Below are 14,526 nucleotides of genomic sequence, written 5' to 3'. Positions count from 1 at the left end.
CCTCCGTTTGTTCGCCTGACGTGCATTGTCCATGGGCGCCGGCGGTGGGCGCGGGCGGACCCCACTCCTTCATCACAGCACCGCCGTTGGGCCCGGTCAAGAGCCGGCGCAACCCGTCCGGGCACACGCGGCAGACCGCCGAATTTTGAGGGAAACCTAAACTCCGCAGTGAGGGCAGCCAGCCGAAAATCCGCGGAATTCCGCGGTAGGCTGGGCGGTGCAATGGGGCCGAACCATGCCCATCCAGCACAGGAGCCTTGCGTGTCTCAGCACCCCAATCCCAGCCAAGCCCGGCCCGCGGAACCCAATCCATCCGCGCCGCAGCCCACACAGGCCGACATCCGCCGGTGGCGCCAGTACTTGGCGGACGAACGGGCAGAGGCCGCCGTCTACCGCGATCTCGCCCAGAACCGCGACGGCGAAGAACGTGCCATCCTGCTGGCCCTCGCCGAAGCCGAGGGGCGGCACGAGGCCCACTGGCTGCGCCTCCTCGGCGACCACGCCCAAAAGTCCCGGCCGGCGTCCCTCCGCAGCCAGTTCCTGGGCTTCCTGGCCCGCCACTTCGGCTCCGTTTTCGTCCTGGCCCTCGCCCAGCGCGCTGAAGGCCGCTCCCCCTACGCCTTGGAACCCAACGCCACGGACGCCATGGCGGCGGATGAACAGATCCATGAGGAAGTGGTCCGAGGCCTGGCAACCCGTGGCCGCAACCGGCTCGCCGGGACGTTCCGTGCCGCTGTTTTTGGCGCCAACGATGGCCTGGTAAGCAACCTCTCACTCGTGGTGGGCATGGCCGCTTCCGGAGTGGCAAGCGGTGTGGTGCTGCTCAGCGGTGTGGCAGGGCTTCTCGCCGGTGCCATGTCCATGGCCGCGGGCGAGTTTGTCTCCGTGCGGTCCCAGCGCGAGCTCCTGGCAGCCACGCGTCCCACCCAGATCACCCTCGCGGCCGCCCCGAAACTGGACATCGAACACAACGAACTGATGCTCGTCTACCTGGCGCGCGGGATGTCCCACGAAGCGGCCGCACACCGTGTGGCCGAACGCATGGGGCTGCTGAGCTGCGACTGCGATCCCAGCCTGTCGCTCCAGCCCGAGCTGCCGGAGGCAGAGGACCAGCACGAGGCCGTGGGCACCGCGTGGGGGGCGGCGCTGTCCAGCTTCTGCTTTTTCGCGTCCGGCGCCGTGGTCCCCATCCTGCCGTTCCTGTTCGGCCTGACCGGGGTGACCGCCCTGGTGGTGGCAGCGGTGCTGGTGGGGCTGGCGCTGTTGGCGACCGGCGGAATCGTGGGCCTGCTGTCCGGGACGTCGCCGCTGACGCGCGGGCTGCGCCAGCTGGGCATCGGCCTGGGCGCCGCCGCCGTAACCTATGTACTGGGCCTGGCCTTCGGCACCGTGGTGGGGTAACCGCCCAGCACCGCGAGCGCCTCGTCCACACTGTCCACCAGGAAGATCCGGTCCTCCATGGCCCGTCCGGCAGCCAGCCGCCGGAGCATGGGCCACGCGGGATACTCGTGCTCCCAGTGCTGCCGTCCCACCAGCACCATCGGCGTCACGGCTTCGCGGGCGCTGTAGTAGTTCTCGCAGGCGTCCTGGAAAATTTCCTGCACGGTACCGGCCGCTCCCGGCAGGAAGATGATGCCGCCGTCGCACAGTTCCAGCAGGATCGCCTCCCGGATGGCGTTGGCGAAGTACTTGGCGATGTGGGTGGCAAAGTAGTTCGGCGGCTCATGCCCGTAGAACCACGTGGGGATGCCCAGCGACGGCGCTCCGCCCGGATGGCGTTCGACGACGGCGGCCGCCTCGCGTGCCCACGCGGACACCGAGGGGCGGAATCCGGGGACGGCTCCAAGGCCGGCGAGCGCCGCCGTGAACTCGGCGTGCGGAACGCGGCTCAGATACGCGCCGAGGTTTGCCGCTTCCATGGCACCCGGGCCGCCGCCGGTTGCCACGATCCGCCCGCTCTGCGCCAGGAGCCTGCCCAGCTCGGCTGCCTGAGCGAAGTCCGGGGTTCCCCGCAGGGCGGCATGCCCGCCCATCACGCCCACGGCGGTGCGGCCGGCGTAGGGGTCCGAGTGTGTGAACTCGTCCAGGGCGTCGCCGATGGCGTGGTCATGCAGCGCCGAGGCCAGTGTGGCGTCCAGCCGGTTGCGTTGCCCCGGGCGGATGCTCCACTGGTACACCAGGGCGTCAGGCAGCTCCTCATAGGGTGAGTTTTCCAGGCCGGCGTACAGTTCCTGCGGTGTATAGAGCCGGGCCCGGTAGGGATCGAACGGCACACCCTGCAGCCTGGGGAAGATCAGTGCGCCGCGGCGACGAAGCCCGTCTTCAACGCCCCGGTCGAAGGTGCAGCCCAGGAAAATGGCACCCTCCACGTCCAGCGTCTCAAGCGCTGCCTTGCGGCCGCGCAGGTCCAGTGACTGGGCGTGCCAGCCGTGCATGGCCACCGCGCCGGCGGCGACCAGTCGGTCGAAGGCGTCCAGGCTCTCAACCTCAAGGGTCCGAGGGCTGGGGACCAGGCCGCCGGAGGGGTTCATAGTGCCAGCCTAGACTTCGGCCGAGGCTCCGGCACGGCACGGCACGGCACGAGGGCACCCCCGCCGGAAAACCGGAGGGGTGCCCGTGCCTGGGTCTGGTTCCCGGTCAGGAAACCTGGAGGCCGCCGTTGATGTCGTAGGTGGCGGCGGTGATGTAGCCCGAGTCCTGGCCCAACAGGAAGGCGATCAAGGCTGCCACTTCCTCGCGGGTGCCCACGCGGCCCATCATGATGCCCTCGGACAGCTGCGCTTTGCGCTCATCGGTGAGGGTTCCACCCATGATGTCGGTGTCGATCGGGCCGGGGGCAATCGCATTGACCGTGATGCCGAACTCGCCGACTTCGCGGGCCAGGGCGCGGGTAAACCCGAGGATTCCGGCTTTGGTGGCGCTGTAGGCAACCTTCGAGAACGTTCCGCCGCCGCGCTGGGCGGAGATGGACGAGATGCTCACGATGCGCCCGAGCTTTCGCTCGATCATGCCCTTGAGGACCCGCTGGGAAACGATGAAGGTACCGCGCATGTTGATGGCGAAGACGTTGTCCCACTCCGCCACGGTGGTTTCCATGAACGTCGTCGGGGAGCTGATCCCGGCGAGGTTGGCGAGCGCAACAATCGGGGGAAGCGCGTCTTCGATCTCGGTGATGGCCCGGTCCACGGACGCCTCGTCGGACACGTCGGCTCCGACGCCAATGGCCTTGACGGCACGGTTGGAGCCGATCTCCGCGGCGGCGGCCTTGGCGTCCTCCGCGTTGATGTCGAGGATGGCGATTGACCATCCCTCGCTGGCCATCCGGTCAGCGGCGGCGCGGCCGATGCCGCGGGCCGACGCGGCGCCGGTCAGGACAACTGTGCGTTCGGAGGGGAAGTTGCTGGTAGTCATGGGGTTTTCCTTCAGTGATTTCGAGATCAGGAGATTTTGGCGGGCTGCGTGGAATCAGGGGTCACAGCGGTAGTCGCGGCAACTGCGGGATCCAGCGCGGCATCGCCTTCGGGGCGCTTGCGTGCGTAAAGGTAGGTGGCAACCGCCGTGACGCAGAGGCAGAAGGACAGGAACAGCAGGCCGCTCTGGTTGTTGCCCGTGGCGTCGTTCAGCAGGCCGACAGCGTAGGGGGCCACAAAACCGCCGAGGTTACCCAGTGAGTTGATCAGGGCGAGGCCGGAAGCAGCAGCTGCCCCGGTGAGCGCCGCGGACGGCATGGACAGGAACGGCGCGATGGCGCCGTAGATACCCATGGCCGCGGCGGTCAGGGCAATGAGGGCCAGTATGGGGTTGACCGGGAGCATGTAGCCTGCGGCAAGGAGGCCCATGCCGGCAAGGACCATGCTGACCGCACTGTGCCAGGCCCGCTTTCCGGTCTTGTCCGCACGCCTGCTCCAGAAGTACACAAAGACTGCAGCCACGGAGTAGGGAATGAGGACGATGAACCCGACCTGGGCGGTGGAGAACTTGCCCAAGGCGGCGACGATGGTGGGCATCCAGAGACCCAGTCCGTAGATGCCGCAGACCAGGCCGAAGTACAGGGCCGAGTAGGTCAGGGTGCGCTTGTCCTTGAGGCCGGATAGGAAGTTGTGGCTGCCGGAACTGGACTTGACGGCCAACTCTTTGTCCATGGTGGTGGCAAGCCATTCGCGCTCGTCCGGGTTGAGCCACTTGGCATCCCGCGGGCGGTCGGTCATGAGGATGGGGGTGAGCAGGCCAAGGATGATGGCCGGGATACCTTCGATGATGTACAGCCACTGCCAGCCCTGCAGGCCCATGACGCCGTCCATCTGGAGCAGCAGTCCGGAGACCGGGGCGCCGAGGGCGTTGGAGATGGGCTGGGCGAGGATGAAGATGCCCAGTACCGTGACGCGCTGAGCGGCGGGGAACCACAGCGTCAGGTAGAAGAGGATGGCCGGGAAGAATCCAGCCTCTGCCGCCCCCAACAGGAAACGGATGATGTAGTAGGTGGTTTCACCGTTCACCAGGCACATGGCCGTGGCGAAGATGCCCCACGTAATCAGGATCCGAGCCAGCCACTTGCGTGCGCCGAACCGGTACATGCCTGCGTTGCTGGGCACCTCGAGGAGCGCATAGCCGAGGAAGAAGATGCCGGCGCCGAGACCGTAAGCTGCGGCATTCAGGCCGATGTCCTCGCTCATGGTGAGCTTGGCGAAGCCCACGTTGTTGCGGTCAAGGTAGGCAACGAAATAGAGCAGGACAATCAGTGGCATAACCCGGCGGCGGACCTTGCGGAGCGTACGTTCGCCAAGCTCGCCGAGCCCTGCGGATTTTAAGGAGAGTGAAGTCATCTTCGACCTTCTGTCTAACGGAGTCCGGCACCGGCGGTGGTGGCGGGAATCCGTGCGGATATCTTGGGAGGCCCAGTCCAAATGGGAACGGGATCAATGCGATTTGAGTCAGATGTCAGACATCTGATCGAACAACTGAGAAAAAGCATAGATTAGTGATGCGGATTACGTCAAGACCTGTTTGGTGCGGACTGCAACGTCAGGATGCTGCGTGGTGCACGTAGCGTTCGTAGTCCCGGTATGTCTGGTCCATATGCTCGTCCATGGTGCGGCGGGCCAGCTCGGCCTCGCCGCTGAGGATGCTTTCCATGACCTTTTGGTGGTACTCAATGGCGTGCAGTTGGATCTCTTCGACGGCGGACGTTTCACGCCGTTTTACGTAAAGGAGCTGACCTAGCTGCGCGAACAGCGCCCGGACAAATGGATTGCCGGAAGCCTTCAACACTGCGTCGTGGAAGGCGATGTCTGCCGCCACGAAGGCATCGAGGTCGCCGGAATCATGGAAGCGCTTCATGTCCGCAATGCACTCGCGCATCTGCTGCGCATGCTCGGGTGTATGGCGTTTGGCCGCGAGCGCAGCGGCCCCGGTTTCCACCATGCGCCGCATCTCGATCAACCCCACTGCGACCTGCTCCGCCCCATTGTCGTGCGAAGCGGCCTTGAAGATCGCATCCAGACCGGTCCAGTTGTCGGTCGGGTTGACGAAGGTCCCGCGGCCGGCTTTAACGTAGAGGATGTTCTGTGCCCGCAGGGCCTTGAGTGCCTCGCGCACCGTGAGGCGGCTGACGTCGTAGGCTTTGGCGATGTCGGCTTCGGGCGGTAAGGCTACGTGGGGCTGCAGTTTGCCGTCCAGGATATCTTCGAGCAGGCCGTCGACAAGGTCGTCAACAAGTGTCCTGCGGCCCATCGCGCTTCCCACCTTTAGTCTTACCCCGTACTCCGGGTGCCATCCACATTACAGAAGCCGCCGTACGGACCGGGACCCCCGCCATCCTCACCGCCCGGTGAAGCGGCGTCTCAAGAAAGAAGCGGCGTCTCAGGAAATGCCTGTGTTGCCGGCCTCGCGCCGACCGGAGGCCGCAACGTAGGCCTCAAGATTGGCCAAGGTCTTTTCGATGCTGGCGGGGTGGCGGCGCAAGTAACCTGCCAGCCGAAGGAAAAACTTCCCACGGACCGCCCTAGCGTCCCATTGTTCGGTCACGCGCGTGCCGGCAGTACCGTCGGCGCCGGTGGCCGGTTCCAGGATGTAGCGCCAGATGTGGCCATAGAAATGGCGCCAGGCAATGCGCCGGCCTTCCTCGAATTCGGAGACCGTGTTCAGGATCTTGTAGTCCACGGCCATGTTCATTTCCATGCCAAAGCGGGCTCCGAGGCTCAGCCGTTCCGGGCCGCGCGGCTGGGCGCCCTTCACGGTGCCGGAACCGTCGATCGCACTGTGCAGCGCCGGAGTGGCCAGGACTTCAAAGATCACTTCGGGCGGGGCAGCGATGAAGCGTTCGCGGGACACGAGGTATCGGTTGTTCATCCCCCCAGCCTAGGACCACGGGCACGAATGGCGGTGCGCCCGCCAGTGGCAGCCTTGACCGCTAAAGTTCGGCTGATATTATCAACAAAGGCAGTATGTCCTATCAAGCGAACATAGTAGGACATGGATTCCCTCCCGGGCCTCGGGCGGGCACCAGCTTCCGGCACGGAACGAGGAATATCTAGTGGCGAATCAACTTGGTCTCATCATCGACCGCTCCTCGCCGGTGCCCCTGTACCACCAGGTGGTACAGGGTATCGAGGCTGCCATTCACAGCGGAATCCTGGAACCCGGCAGCCGGCTGGAAAACGAAATCGATCTCGCGGCCCAGCTGAACCTGTCCCGGCCCACCATGCGCAAAGCCATGGATGAACTGGTCCGCTCGGGGCTGCTGGTCCGCAAGCGCGGCGTGGGCACCCAGGTGGTCTCCAGCCAGGTCCGCCGCCCCCTGGAGCTCTCCAGCCTGTTCGATGACCTCTCCAATAACGGCAAGAAGCCCACCACCCAGGTGTTGACCTTCTCCCACGTGGAGGCCGACGCAGCGACGCTCGCCACCCTCGAATTGCCTGCCGGCTCCAAGGTCTACCACTTCACCCGCCTGCGGAAAGTGGGTGGCAAGCCCCTTGCCCTGATGGAGAACTGGGTCCGGGACGACATCGCTAGCATGGACGAAGCCATGCTCGCCGCTGAGGGCCTCTACGCCATTCTCCGCCGCGGCGGCGTCAACTTCCGCCTGGCCTCGCAAAGAATCGGCGCGATGATCGCCAACGACTACCAGGCGCGCCTGCTGGAGGCCGAGGTCAGTTCCGCCCTGGTCACCATGGAGCGCACCGCAACAGACGACGCCGGCCGACGGGTGGAAACCGGACACCACGTGTACCGGGCGGATTCGTACAGCTTTGAAATGACACTCGTACAGCGATAGCGCAAGGAATACATCAATGACTAACTGGGTCTACCCACAGGGAACCGCCAACGACGGCGACTGGGATATCTCGCTCGGAACCTCCGATTCAACCCTGGCCGTGGACGGCTGGGCCCATACGGGCCTGAAGGTGGCTACCTTAACTGCAGGTGCCGCCGTCGTCCTCCCGGCAGCGGAAGAGGAGCGGATAGTGGTCCCGCTCAACGGCTCCTTCACCGTATCCGTGGACGGTGAAGACTATGTCCTGAAGGGGCGGGCGTCCGTGTTCCACGGCCCCAGCGATGTCCTGTATTCGGGCACCGGCAAGTCCGTCACCATCAGCTCTGCGGACGGCGGCAGGTTTGCCGTTGCCACAGCTCCGGCCAAGGCCTCCTATCCCACGCGCCTGGTCACGGCGGCGGAGACACCTGTGGAACTGCGCGGGGCCGGCAATTGCTCCCGCCAGGTCCATAACTTCGGCACGCCGGCGGCCCTTGAGGCTGACCGTTTCATCGTGTGTGAAGTCCTCACGCCCGCCGGAAACTGGTCCTCCTACCCGCCGCACAAGCACGATGAGGAAAAGGACGGCGAAACGAACCTCGAGGAGATCTATTACTTCGAGACGCAGGTGGCTGCGGGATCCGGGGCACCCGCCGACGCCGACGCCATCGGCTACCAGCGCGTCTACGCCTCGGATGAGCGTCCCATCGACGTTGCCGCCGAGGTCCGCACGGGCGACGTTGTGCTGGTCCCCTACGGGTGGCATGGCCCCGCCATGGCGGCCCCGGGCTACGACCTGTACTACCTGAACGTGATGGCCGGACCCGGCCCGGTCCGTGAATGGCTCATCAGCGACGACCCGCACCACGGCTGGGTCCGCCAAAGCTGGGACGGCCAGGACATTGATCCCCGGCTGCCGTTCGGCGCTTAGAGAGCAAGCGCTAGAGATCAAGAAAATGCCCCTCCGGAACGGATTCCGGAGGGGCATTTTTCATGGCAGCGGTATGCTCACCTGGCTAGGCTGATGGCCACCCTGACGGGGACGCCTGTGGCCAGTGATTCCTGGGCGGCGTCCGCCACGCGGGAGGCGGCCACGGCGTCCTCCGGGGTGCACGGATTCTCCCGGCGGCCCAGGATCAGCTCCACAAACGCGGCCATTTCGGATCGGTACGCCTGGTCGAAGCGTTCGGCGAAGGTCCTGTGGGGTTCTCCGGCGGGGAAATCAATCACGGCTTCGGCCGACGCCATGGCCGTGTGCTCATCGAGCCCAACCATCAGCGAACGGCTGGAGCCTTGGATTTCCAGGCGGACGTCGTGGCCGGCGCCGTTGTAGCGGGTGGCTGAGACGGTACCGACCGTGCCGTCGTCGAACGTGATCAGTGCCAGCGCCGTGTCCACGTCTCCCACTGCGCCGATGGCCGGGTCTCCGTTGTTGGAGCCCTTGGCGTAGACCTCCACGATCTCGCGGCCGGTCAGCCAGCGGAGGATGTCGAAGTCGTGGACGGAGCAGTCGCGGAACAGGCCGCCGGAACTGGCGAGGAACTCCACGGGCGGCGGCGCCATGTCGCAGGTGACGGCGCGCAGGGAGTGGATCCAGCCCAGCTCGCCCGCTTGGTAGGCACGCTTGGCCTCAAGGTAGCCGTGGTCAAAGCGGCGCTGGTGGCCGATCTGCACCACGCCGTTGTTGTCGCGGATATAGTCCAGCACCGGCAGTGCGTCCGCCACGTTCATGGCCACCGGTTTTTCGCAGAAGACCGGGATTCCGGCGTCCACGCCCGCCTTGATCAGTTCGGGGTGGGTTGCGGTCCCCGTGGCGATGACGAGTCCGTCCACGCCGGCGGCGATGAGGTCCTCCACCGAGGGCAGGAAGCCGGCACCGAGGCCGGCCGCAATGCCCTTGGCGTGGTCCTCGGCGACGTCGGTGAGCAGAAGCCTGACGTTGATGCCCTCCGGGTTGAGAACTCCGTTGAGCGCGGCGATGTTGTTCGCGTGCATCACGCCGATGCGCCCCACTCCGACCAGACCGAGAATGACGTCCTTCATAGTTCCCTCGCATGCAGTAGCGGCCCCGGAATCCGGGCAGACAAACAATGTTGGAACGTTCCATCATTGTCTTGCTAGAGTAGGTAAATCCGCATTCGGAGTCAAGACTTTGTATTAACAAACTGGAGGACGCTGTGACTGCCCCTGAACGCAAACGTGCGGCCACCATCCTGGACGTGGCCGCCGCCGCGGGTGTGTCCAAATCGGTGGTATCCCTCGTGCTGCGTGGTACGGGCTACGTCAGCGCGGCCAAGCGCACCGCCGTCGAGCATGCTGTCCTGGAACTCGGCTACCGGCCGAACGCGGCCGCCCGGGCCCTCGGCGAATCGCGGAGCCGCACCGTGGGCGTGGTACTCAACGACATGCGGAACCCCTGGTTCGTCAGCGCGGTGGAAGGGCTCAACAGCACCCTCAACGAGCGCGGCCTGCAGATGCTGATGGGCGACTTCCGCCTGGACAGCCGCAGCGGCGAATCCCTGCTGAAGAAACTTCTGGAGATGAACATCGAGGCCCTGGTGCTGGTGGGGACCATGCCGGAGAGCCCCGGCCTGACGGCAGCAGCCTTGCAGGTGCCAACCATCGCGCTGGGAGCGCCCACCGGCCCGGGTGCCAACGTCACCGTCGTGACCAACGACGACGACGCCGGGGCGCGCCTCGCGGTGGCTCACCTGATTGCGCTGGGGCACCGCCGCATCGCCCATGTGGGGGCACCGGCCACCGCAGTCGGGATTGCCCGCCGTCGGGGCTATGAGGCTGAGATGAGGGCCGCCGGCCTGGCGGAGTTCATCCGGACGGTGCCGGGAGACCTGAGCGAAGAGGGCGGCCACCGTGCCGCCCTCGAGCTGCTGTCAGGTGGCGACCGGCCCACAGCGGTGTTCGCTGTCAACGACATGGCGGCACTTGGGGTTCTCTCGGCTGCCGAGGAATGCAGGCTCGCCGTTCCTGCCGATCTTTCGGTGGCCGGCTACGACAACACCCCGCTGGCGCGGTTGCGCCGGATCAGCCTGACTTCCGTGGACACGGCCAGTTTTGCCGCAGGGCAGCGGGCGGCCGAACTCCTGATCGCACGGCTGGAGCCCGGTAGCACGCTGCCCCCAGACGAACTGTTGGTGCCGACGCTGGAAGTGAGGGGCAGCACCGCCGCCCCTCACGCCTGAACGGCACGCCTATGCCGAGGCGATCTGGACGCTGGCGTCCTGCACCGTGAACGCCGCCCGGAAGGCCGCCAGGGCTTCCTCGTCGTCACCGCTGGCCCAGGCTTCCATACCCACCGTCCCCTCGTAGCCTGCGTCGGCGAGCGCCCTGGCCACGGCCCGGTAGTTGATCTCCCCGGTTCCGGGTTCGCACCGCCCCGGGACGTCGGCCACCTGGACTTCGCCGATGTGCGGTAGGGCGGTCCGCACAAGCTCGATGAGGTTCCCCTCCCCCAGCTGTGCGTGGTACAGGTCCAGCATGAGCTTCACGTTGGGGTGCCCGGCTGCTTCCACGAGCGCCAGGGTGTCCTTGGCACGGGCGAGCGGGATGCCGGGGTGGTCCAGGATCGTGTTGAGGTTCTCCAGGCAGAACGTCACGCCGTATTTCCCGCCCAGCCTGCCCAGCCGTTCCAGGGTCCGCGCCCCGGTGCTCCACATGCGGCCGGTGGACCGGTAGAGGGGGCGGGCCGCCTGGCCATCGATGAGCTCCGCGGAGTGCACCACCATGCGGCTGACGCCGAGCTCCAGGGCTGTGGGAATCAGAGACTCGGCCGTCCGCACCACGTCGTCGGCCGTGTCGGGGTCCACGAGGCTTCCGGAGGTGTACCCGGTCATGGAGGAGAACACCGCGCCGGTGGCCTTGAGCGCGGCCAGGTCCTTGCCCCTGGAGTCCCACATCTCGACGTCGAATCCGGCGTCGTGGATCCGCTGCACCCGTTCCACAAACGGCAGGTCCGTGAAGACCATTTCCGCGCAGACGGCCAGCCGCATCAGACGCCGGTCCGGGTGTGGTCACGGAGCGCCGGTACAGGGGCAGCAGCCACAGCCACCGGACCGCCCTGTTTGACCGATTCGATGCACGCCAGCGCCATGGCCAGCGCGCGGCGGGCGTCTGCGGCGCCGGGGGTGAGGGTGAAAGCGCCCGACGGCGGCGGTGTGCCGTCCCGCTGCGCACGAACCGTGGCGGCGAAATCGGCGAGTTCGTCCGTGTAGGCCTGCCGGAAGAGTTCCACGTTGAGGCGAGGGGTGTCCGCGGACAGTCCCTCCGCCGTGTAACGCCGGGCCGCCGTCTCGGTGGCACGGCCGGCCTGGACCATGCCCTTGGAACCGAAAACCTCTCCGCGGATGTCGTAGCCATAGAGGGCGCTGAAGTTTGCTTCCGCCACGGCGATGGCGCCGTTGCTGTAGCGGATGGTCACCACCGCTGTGTCCAGGAAGCCCTGATCGCGCAGCTCCGGTTCCACGAGGGCGTCCGCCACGGCGTAGACCTCTACGGGCTCGGCACCTTCGTTGAACCAGTTGAGGGTGTCGAAGTCGTGGATCAGGGTCTCCAGAAAGACAGTCCACGCGGGGACTCTGGCCGCGTTCGGGATGCTTCCGTTGCCCGGATCGCGGGTCAGTGAGCGCAGGAGCTGGGGCTGGCCGGCGATGCCGGCCGCTAGGTCTTTCTTGGCGGCCTGGAAGTCATCCGCGTAGCGTCGGTTGAAGCCGATCTGGAAATGCACCCCCGCTTTTTCAACGGCGGCCAGCGCGGCGTCGAGTTCGTCCAGGCCTTGGCCCGCGGGCTTCTCGCAGAAGACGTGCTTGCCCGCGACGGCAGCCTGGGTGATCAGGGCGGAATGGAAGCGGGCCGGGCTCGCGATCACCACGGCGTCGATCTCCGGATCGGCCAGGATGTCTGCGGCGTCGGCCGTGACCTTTCCGGTGCCCAGCGATTGGGCAAGGGCCTGCGCGGATTCCACATTGGGGTCGGCGATGGCCGCCAGGATAGCGCCGGGGACGCGGCGGGCAATGCTTTCGGCATGGAACGCCCCCATCCAGCCGGAGCCGATGAGCCCGATCCGGACGGGCGCAGGAACACCAGCGGGGTTTTGAGTAAGGTAGGCCATGAGCCGGTCCTTTCGGTAGTTGTATGCAGATGGATGAATCAGGGTCGGGCAGCGGCTTCGCCCGGCAGGGCAGCTTCTCCGGGGAAAACCACGCCTAGCTGCCGGCGGATCTCATCGGCAACCTCCAGGGTGCGGATGGAGGCCGCCAGGGTCCGTTGGCTGGCCTGGGTGCGGCCGGCGGCCACGGCGCGCGCCACCGCGGCGGCCTCATAGTGCAGGCCCTCAAAGTGCGCACCGTCCGCTTCCTCGTACCGCACCCGGGTCCCGTCCGGGTAGCGGATGTCGAAGCCGCCCGGCATGTTGAAGGGTCCGTCGATGGTCAGCGTGGCGTCGGATCCTACGATCGTGGCGCCGGTGGGTGTGAAGTTGTGGACATGGGTGTTGACTACGGCCTGGGCGCCGCTGGCGAACTGCATCACGGCAGAGAGCTGGGCGTTGACCCCGGACGGGTGCGGCTGTCCGATGGCGTACAGCCGTTCGGGCCGGCCCAGGACCTCGGTGACCAGGGCCAGCGGGTACGTGCCGAGGTCCAGCAGGGGGCCGCCCGCCAGTTCCCGGTCGAAGATGCGGTGGGTGGGCTCGAAGTATTCACCGTATTCCGCGACTACCGTGGTGATGGCGCCCAGGGTCCCGGCGTCCAGGACCTGCCGGATCACATCGAACTTTGGCAGGAAAAAGCTCCACATGGCCTCGGCGGCAAAAACGCCCGCCTCTTCGGCACGAGCGGCGATGTCCCGTGCCTGTACGGCGTTGAGTGCGATGGGCTTCTCGATCAGCACGTGCTTGCCAGCGTCGAGTGCCAGGACCGCCGCCTGGTGGTGTCCGGTGTGCGGAGTACACACGTAGACGATGTCGATGCCCGGATCGGCCGTCAACTCCTCGTAGCTGCCGTAGGCCGTCGGAATGCCGAAGGATTCGGCGAAGGCCTTGGCGCGGCTGAGCGAGCGGGACGCGACGGCGGCGATCACCTGGTCCGTGTGCGCCTGGACCGACTCGGTGAACCGTTCGGCAATCCAACCGGGCCCCATGATTCCCCAGCGCAGCACCGGGGCATCCCGGGAGGCGGGCACGGCGGACGCCGGCAGGTTCCGGACGCTCACGCGTAGCTGACCTTGGTGTAGGCGCCGTCGCCGTGCATGGAGCGGATCATTGCGTGCGCCACGAGCGAGGCGTGGAGGCCATCCATTGCCCCGGCCAGCGGCGGCTGACCACCCTGGCCGAGCGCCGTGATCCACGCCTGCAGCTGCAGCCTGTACGCATCGGCAAACCGCGGCCGCCAGTCCGCGGGCACGGCGGTCCGCCGGATGCCATCCTCTTTGACACCCAGCAGAGCCGCGTCCATCAGCCCGGTGACACCGCGTTCGGAGACGACTTCGCAGCGCGTCGTGTAACCGTATTGGGCGTTCAGGAACAGCTCCAGGGTGGTCAGGGTCCCGTCGGCGGTGCGGAGCAGCATGAAGGCTGGATCCTGCAGGCCGCCTTCAGCGTTGCGGGAACTCTGCCCCGCCTGCCATGAGACTTCCGTGATGGGAGAGCCCAGCAGCCAGGGAATGATGTCCAGCTCGTGGATGGCCGAGTTGGTGATGGCCGATTCGGCAGTGGTACCCGGGCCGGCGGCAGCATTGCGGCTGGTGCAGTGGACCATCAGCGGTTCCCCCTGGGCGCGGCCCTGCACAGACTGGCGCAGCGCCACGTAGCCAGGGTCGAAGCGCCGCATGAAGCCTAGCGACAGCAGGGACGCCCCGGTGGCGGCGACGATGTCGGCGTCGGCCGCCACAACCTCCCGGCTTTCCAGCAGGGTGGGAGCCAGCGGCTTTTCACACAGCACGGGCGTCATCGCCTCGAAGCACTCCAGCACAAGTCCGGCGTGCGTGGAGTCTTGCGAAGCAATAACGACGGCGTCCACCTCGCTGGAGTTGATCAGCTCCGACGGTTCCGTGGTGATGCGGGCGGCCGGCGGCGCAGCTGCTGCGGCACGTCCGGCGTCGAGGTCTGCCACGAAGGTCACCTCGGCGCCGCCGATGGTACCGGAGAGGTTCCTGATGTGGTCGGCACCCATGATTCCGGCGCCGATGACGCCTACCCGGATCGGCATACTGTCTTCCCGTCTACTTTTCGCTATCTTTGCCGTGACCTTCGCGCCGTGGCA

Annotated in this window: 14 protein-coding genes; 4 read left to right on the top strand and 10 right to left on the bottom strand. The window is 66.5% G+C overall.

All coding sequences use genetic code 11. The features are described 5' to 3' along the window. Positions 1-261 precede the first annotated feature (261 nt). Entirely contained in the window at positions 262-1,401 is a 1,140-nt protein-coding gene (locus NG696_RS07415; RefSeq protein ID WP_252563905.1) for a VIT1/CCC1 transporter family protein, read from the top strand. On the opposite strand, the gene NG696_RS07410 is transcribed toward NG696_RS07415, so the two are convergent. The 5 genes from NG696_RS07410 to NG696_RS07390 all read right to left on the bottom strand — a co-directional run bounded on the left by NG696_RS07410 (position 1,362) and on the right by NG696_RS07390 (position 6,348). Continuing rightward, a complete protein-coding gene (locus tag NG696_RS07410) occupies positions 1,362-2,531 on the bottom strand; it encodes an LOG family protein (protein WP_252574945.1) in 1,170 nt (389 codons plus the stop codon). The two genes, NG696_RS07415 and NG696_RS07410, sit on opposite strands and share 40 nt — an antisense overlap. 106 nt (positions 2,532-2,637) lie before the next feature. Continuing rightward, positions 2,638-3,411 carry an SDR family NAD(P)-dependent oxidoreductase gene (locus tag NG696_RS07405; RefSeq protein WP_058929921.1) on the bottom strand — a complete coding sequence of 258 codons (774 nt, stop codon included), beginning with the start codon at positions 3,409-3,411 and terminating at the stop codon, positions 2,638-2,640. A 26-nt stretch (positions 3,412-3,437) separates the two neighbouring features. Then, positions 3,438-4,823: an MFS transporter gene (locus NG696_RS07400; protein ID WP_252574943.1), complete on the bottom strand. Its 1,386-nt coding sequence runs from the start codon at positions 4,821-4,823 to the stop codon at positions 3,438-3,440. Positions 4,824-5,022: 199 nt separating this feature from the next. After that, positions 5,023-5,730, bottom strand: coding sequence for a FadR/GntR family transcriptional regulator (locus NG696_RS07395; protein ID WP_104062788.1), 708 nt, complete (start codon positions 5,728-5,730; stop codon positions 5,023-5,025). Between the two features lie 129 nt (positions 5,731-5,859). Then, positions 5,860-6,348 carry an SRPBCC family protein gene (locus NG696_RS07390; RefSeq protein WP_252574941.1) on the bottom strand — a complete coding sequence of 163 codons (489 nt, stop codon included), beginning with the start codon at positions 6,346-6,348 and terminating at the stop codon, positions 5,860-5,862. 184 nt (positions 6,349-6,532) lie between these two features. Here NG696_RS07390 and NG696_RS07385 point away from each other — a divergent pair, with 184 nt between their 5' ends. Both NG696_RS07385 and iolB read left to right on the top strand, forming a co-directional pair. Next, entirely contained in the window at positions 6,533-7,273 is a 741-nt protein-coding gene (locus tag NG696_RS07385) for a GntR family transcriptional regulator (RefSeq protein WP_252563916.1), read from the top strand. A 16-nt stretch (positions 7,274-7,289) separates the two neighbouring features. Beyond that, entirely contained in the window at positions 7,290-8,183 is an 894-nt protein-coding gene (gene iolB, locus NG696_RS07380) for a 5-deoxy-glucuronate isomerase (protein ID WP_252563918.1), read from the top strand. Positions 8,184-8,260: 77 nt separating this feature from the next. On the opposite strand, the gene NG696_RS07375 is transcribed toward iolB, so the two are convergent. Continuing rightward, the gene (locus tag NG696_RS07375) at positions 8,261-9,295 is read right to left on the bottom strand and encodes a Gfo/Idh/MocA family protein (protein ID WP_252563921.1); all 1,035 of its coding nucleotides are present in this window, start codon (positions 9,293-9,295) and stop codon (positions 8,261-8,263) included. Positions 9,296-9,429: 134 nt separating this feature from the next. Here NG696_RS07375 and NG696_RS07370 point away from each other — a divergent pair, with 134 nt between their 5' ends. After that, positions 9,430-10,452: a LacI family DNA-binding transcriptional regulator gene (locus tag NG696_RS07370; protein WP_252563923.1), complete on the top strand. Its 1,023-nt coding sequence runs from the start codon at positions 9,430-9,432 to the stop codon at positions 10,450-10,452. 9 nt (positions 10,453-10,461) lie between these two features. Here NG696_RS07370 and NG696_RS07365 read toward each other — a convergent pair whose 3' ends face one another. The 4 genes from NG696_RS07365 to NG696_RS07350 are packed head-to-tail and all read right to left on the bottom strand — an operon-like array spanning position 10,462 to position 14,472. Continuing rightward, positions 10,462-11,259 (bottom strand): TIM barrel protein, encoded by a 798-nt coding sequence (locus tag NG696_RS07365; RefSeq protein WP_252574939.1) that lies wholly within the window; start codon positions 11,257-11,259, stop codon positions 10,462-10,464. Then, on the bottom strand, positions 11,259-12,377 hold the full coding sequence (locus NG696_RS07360) for a Gfo/Idh/MocA family oxidoreductase (RefSeq protein ID WP_252563929.1): 1,119 nt from the start codon (positions 12,375-12,377) through the stop codon (positions 11,259-11,261). The genes NG696_RS07365 and NG696_RS07360 overlap by 1 nt, the downstream gene beginning before the upstream one ends. Before the next feature lie 38 nt (positions 12,378-12,415). Next, positions 12,416-13,477, bottom strand: a complete 1,062-nt coding sequence (locus tag NG696_RS07355; protein WP_252563932.1) for a Gfo/Idh/MocA family protein — start codon at positions 13,475-13,477, stop codon at positions 12,416-12,418. Next, positions 13,474-14,472 (bottom strand): Gfo/Idh/MocA family oxidoreductase, encoded by a 999-nt coding sequence (locus NG696_RS07350; RefSeq protein ID WP_252563935.1) that lies wholly within the window; start codon positions 14,470-14,472, stop codon positions 13,474-13,476. Before NG696_RS07350 ends, NG696_RS07355 begins: the two co-directional genes overlap by 4 nt. Between the last annotated feature and the right edge of the window lie 54 nt (positions 14,473-14,526).

Origin of the sequence: Pseudarthrobacter cellobiosi (assembly GCF_023913755.1) — a bacterium.
Taxonomy (GTDB): Bacteria; Actinomycetota; Actinomycetes; order Actinomycetales; family Micrococcaceae; genus Arthrobacter; species Arthrobacter cellobiosi.
The sequence above is the reverse complement of the archived record's forward strand: the minus strand, read 5'-3'. Positions and strand labels throughout refer to the sequence as shown.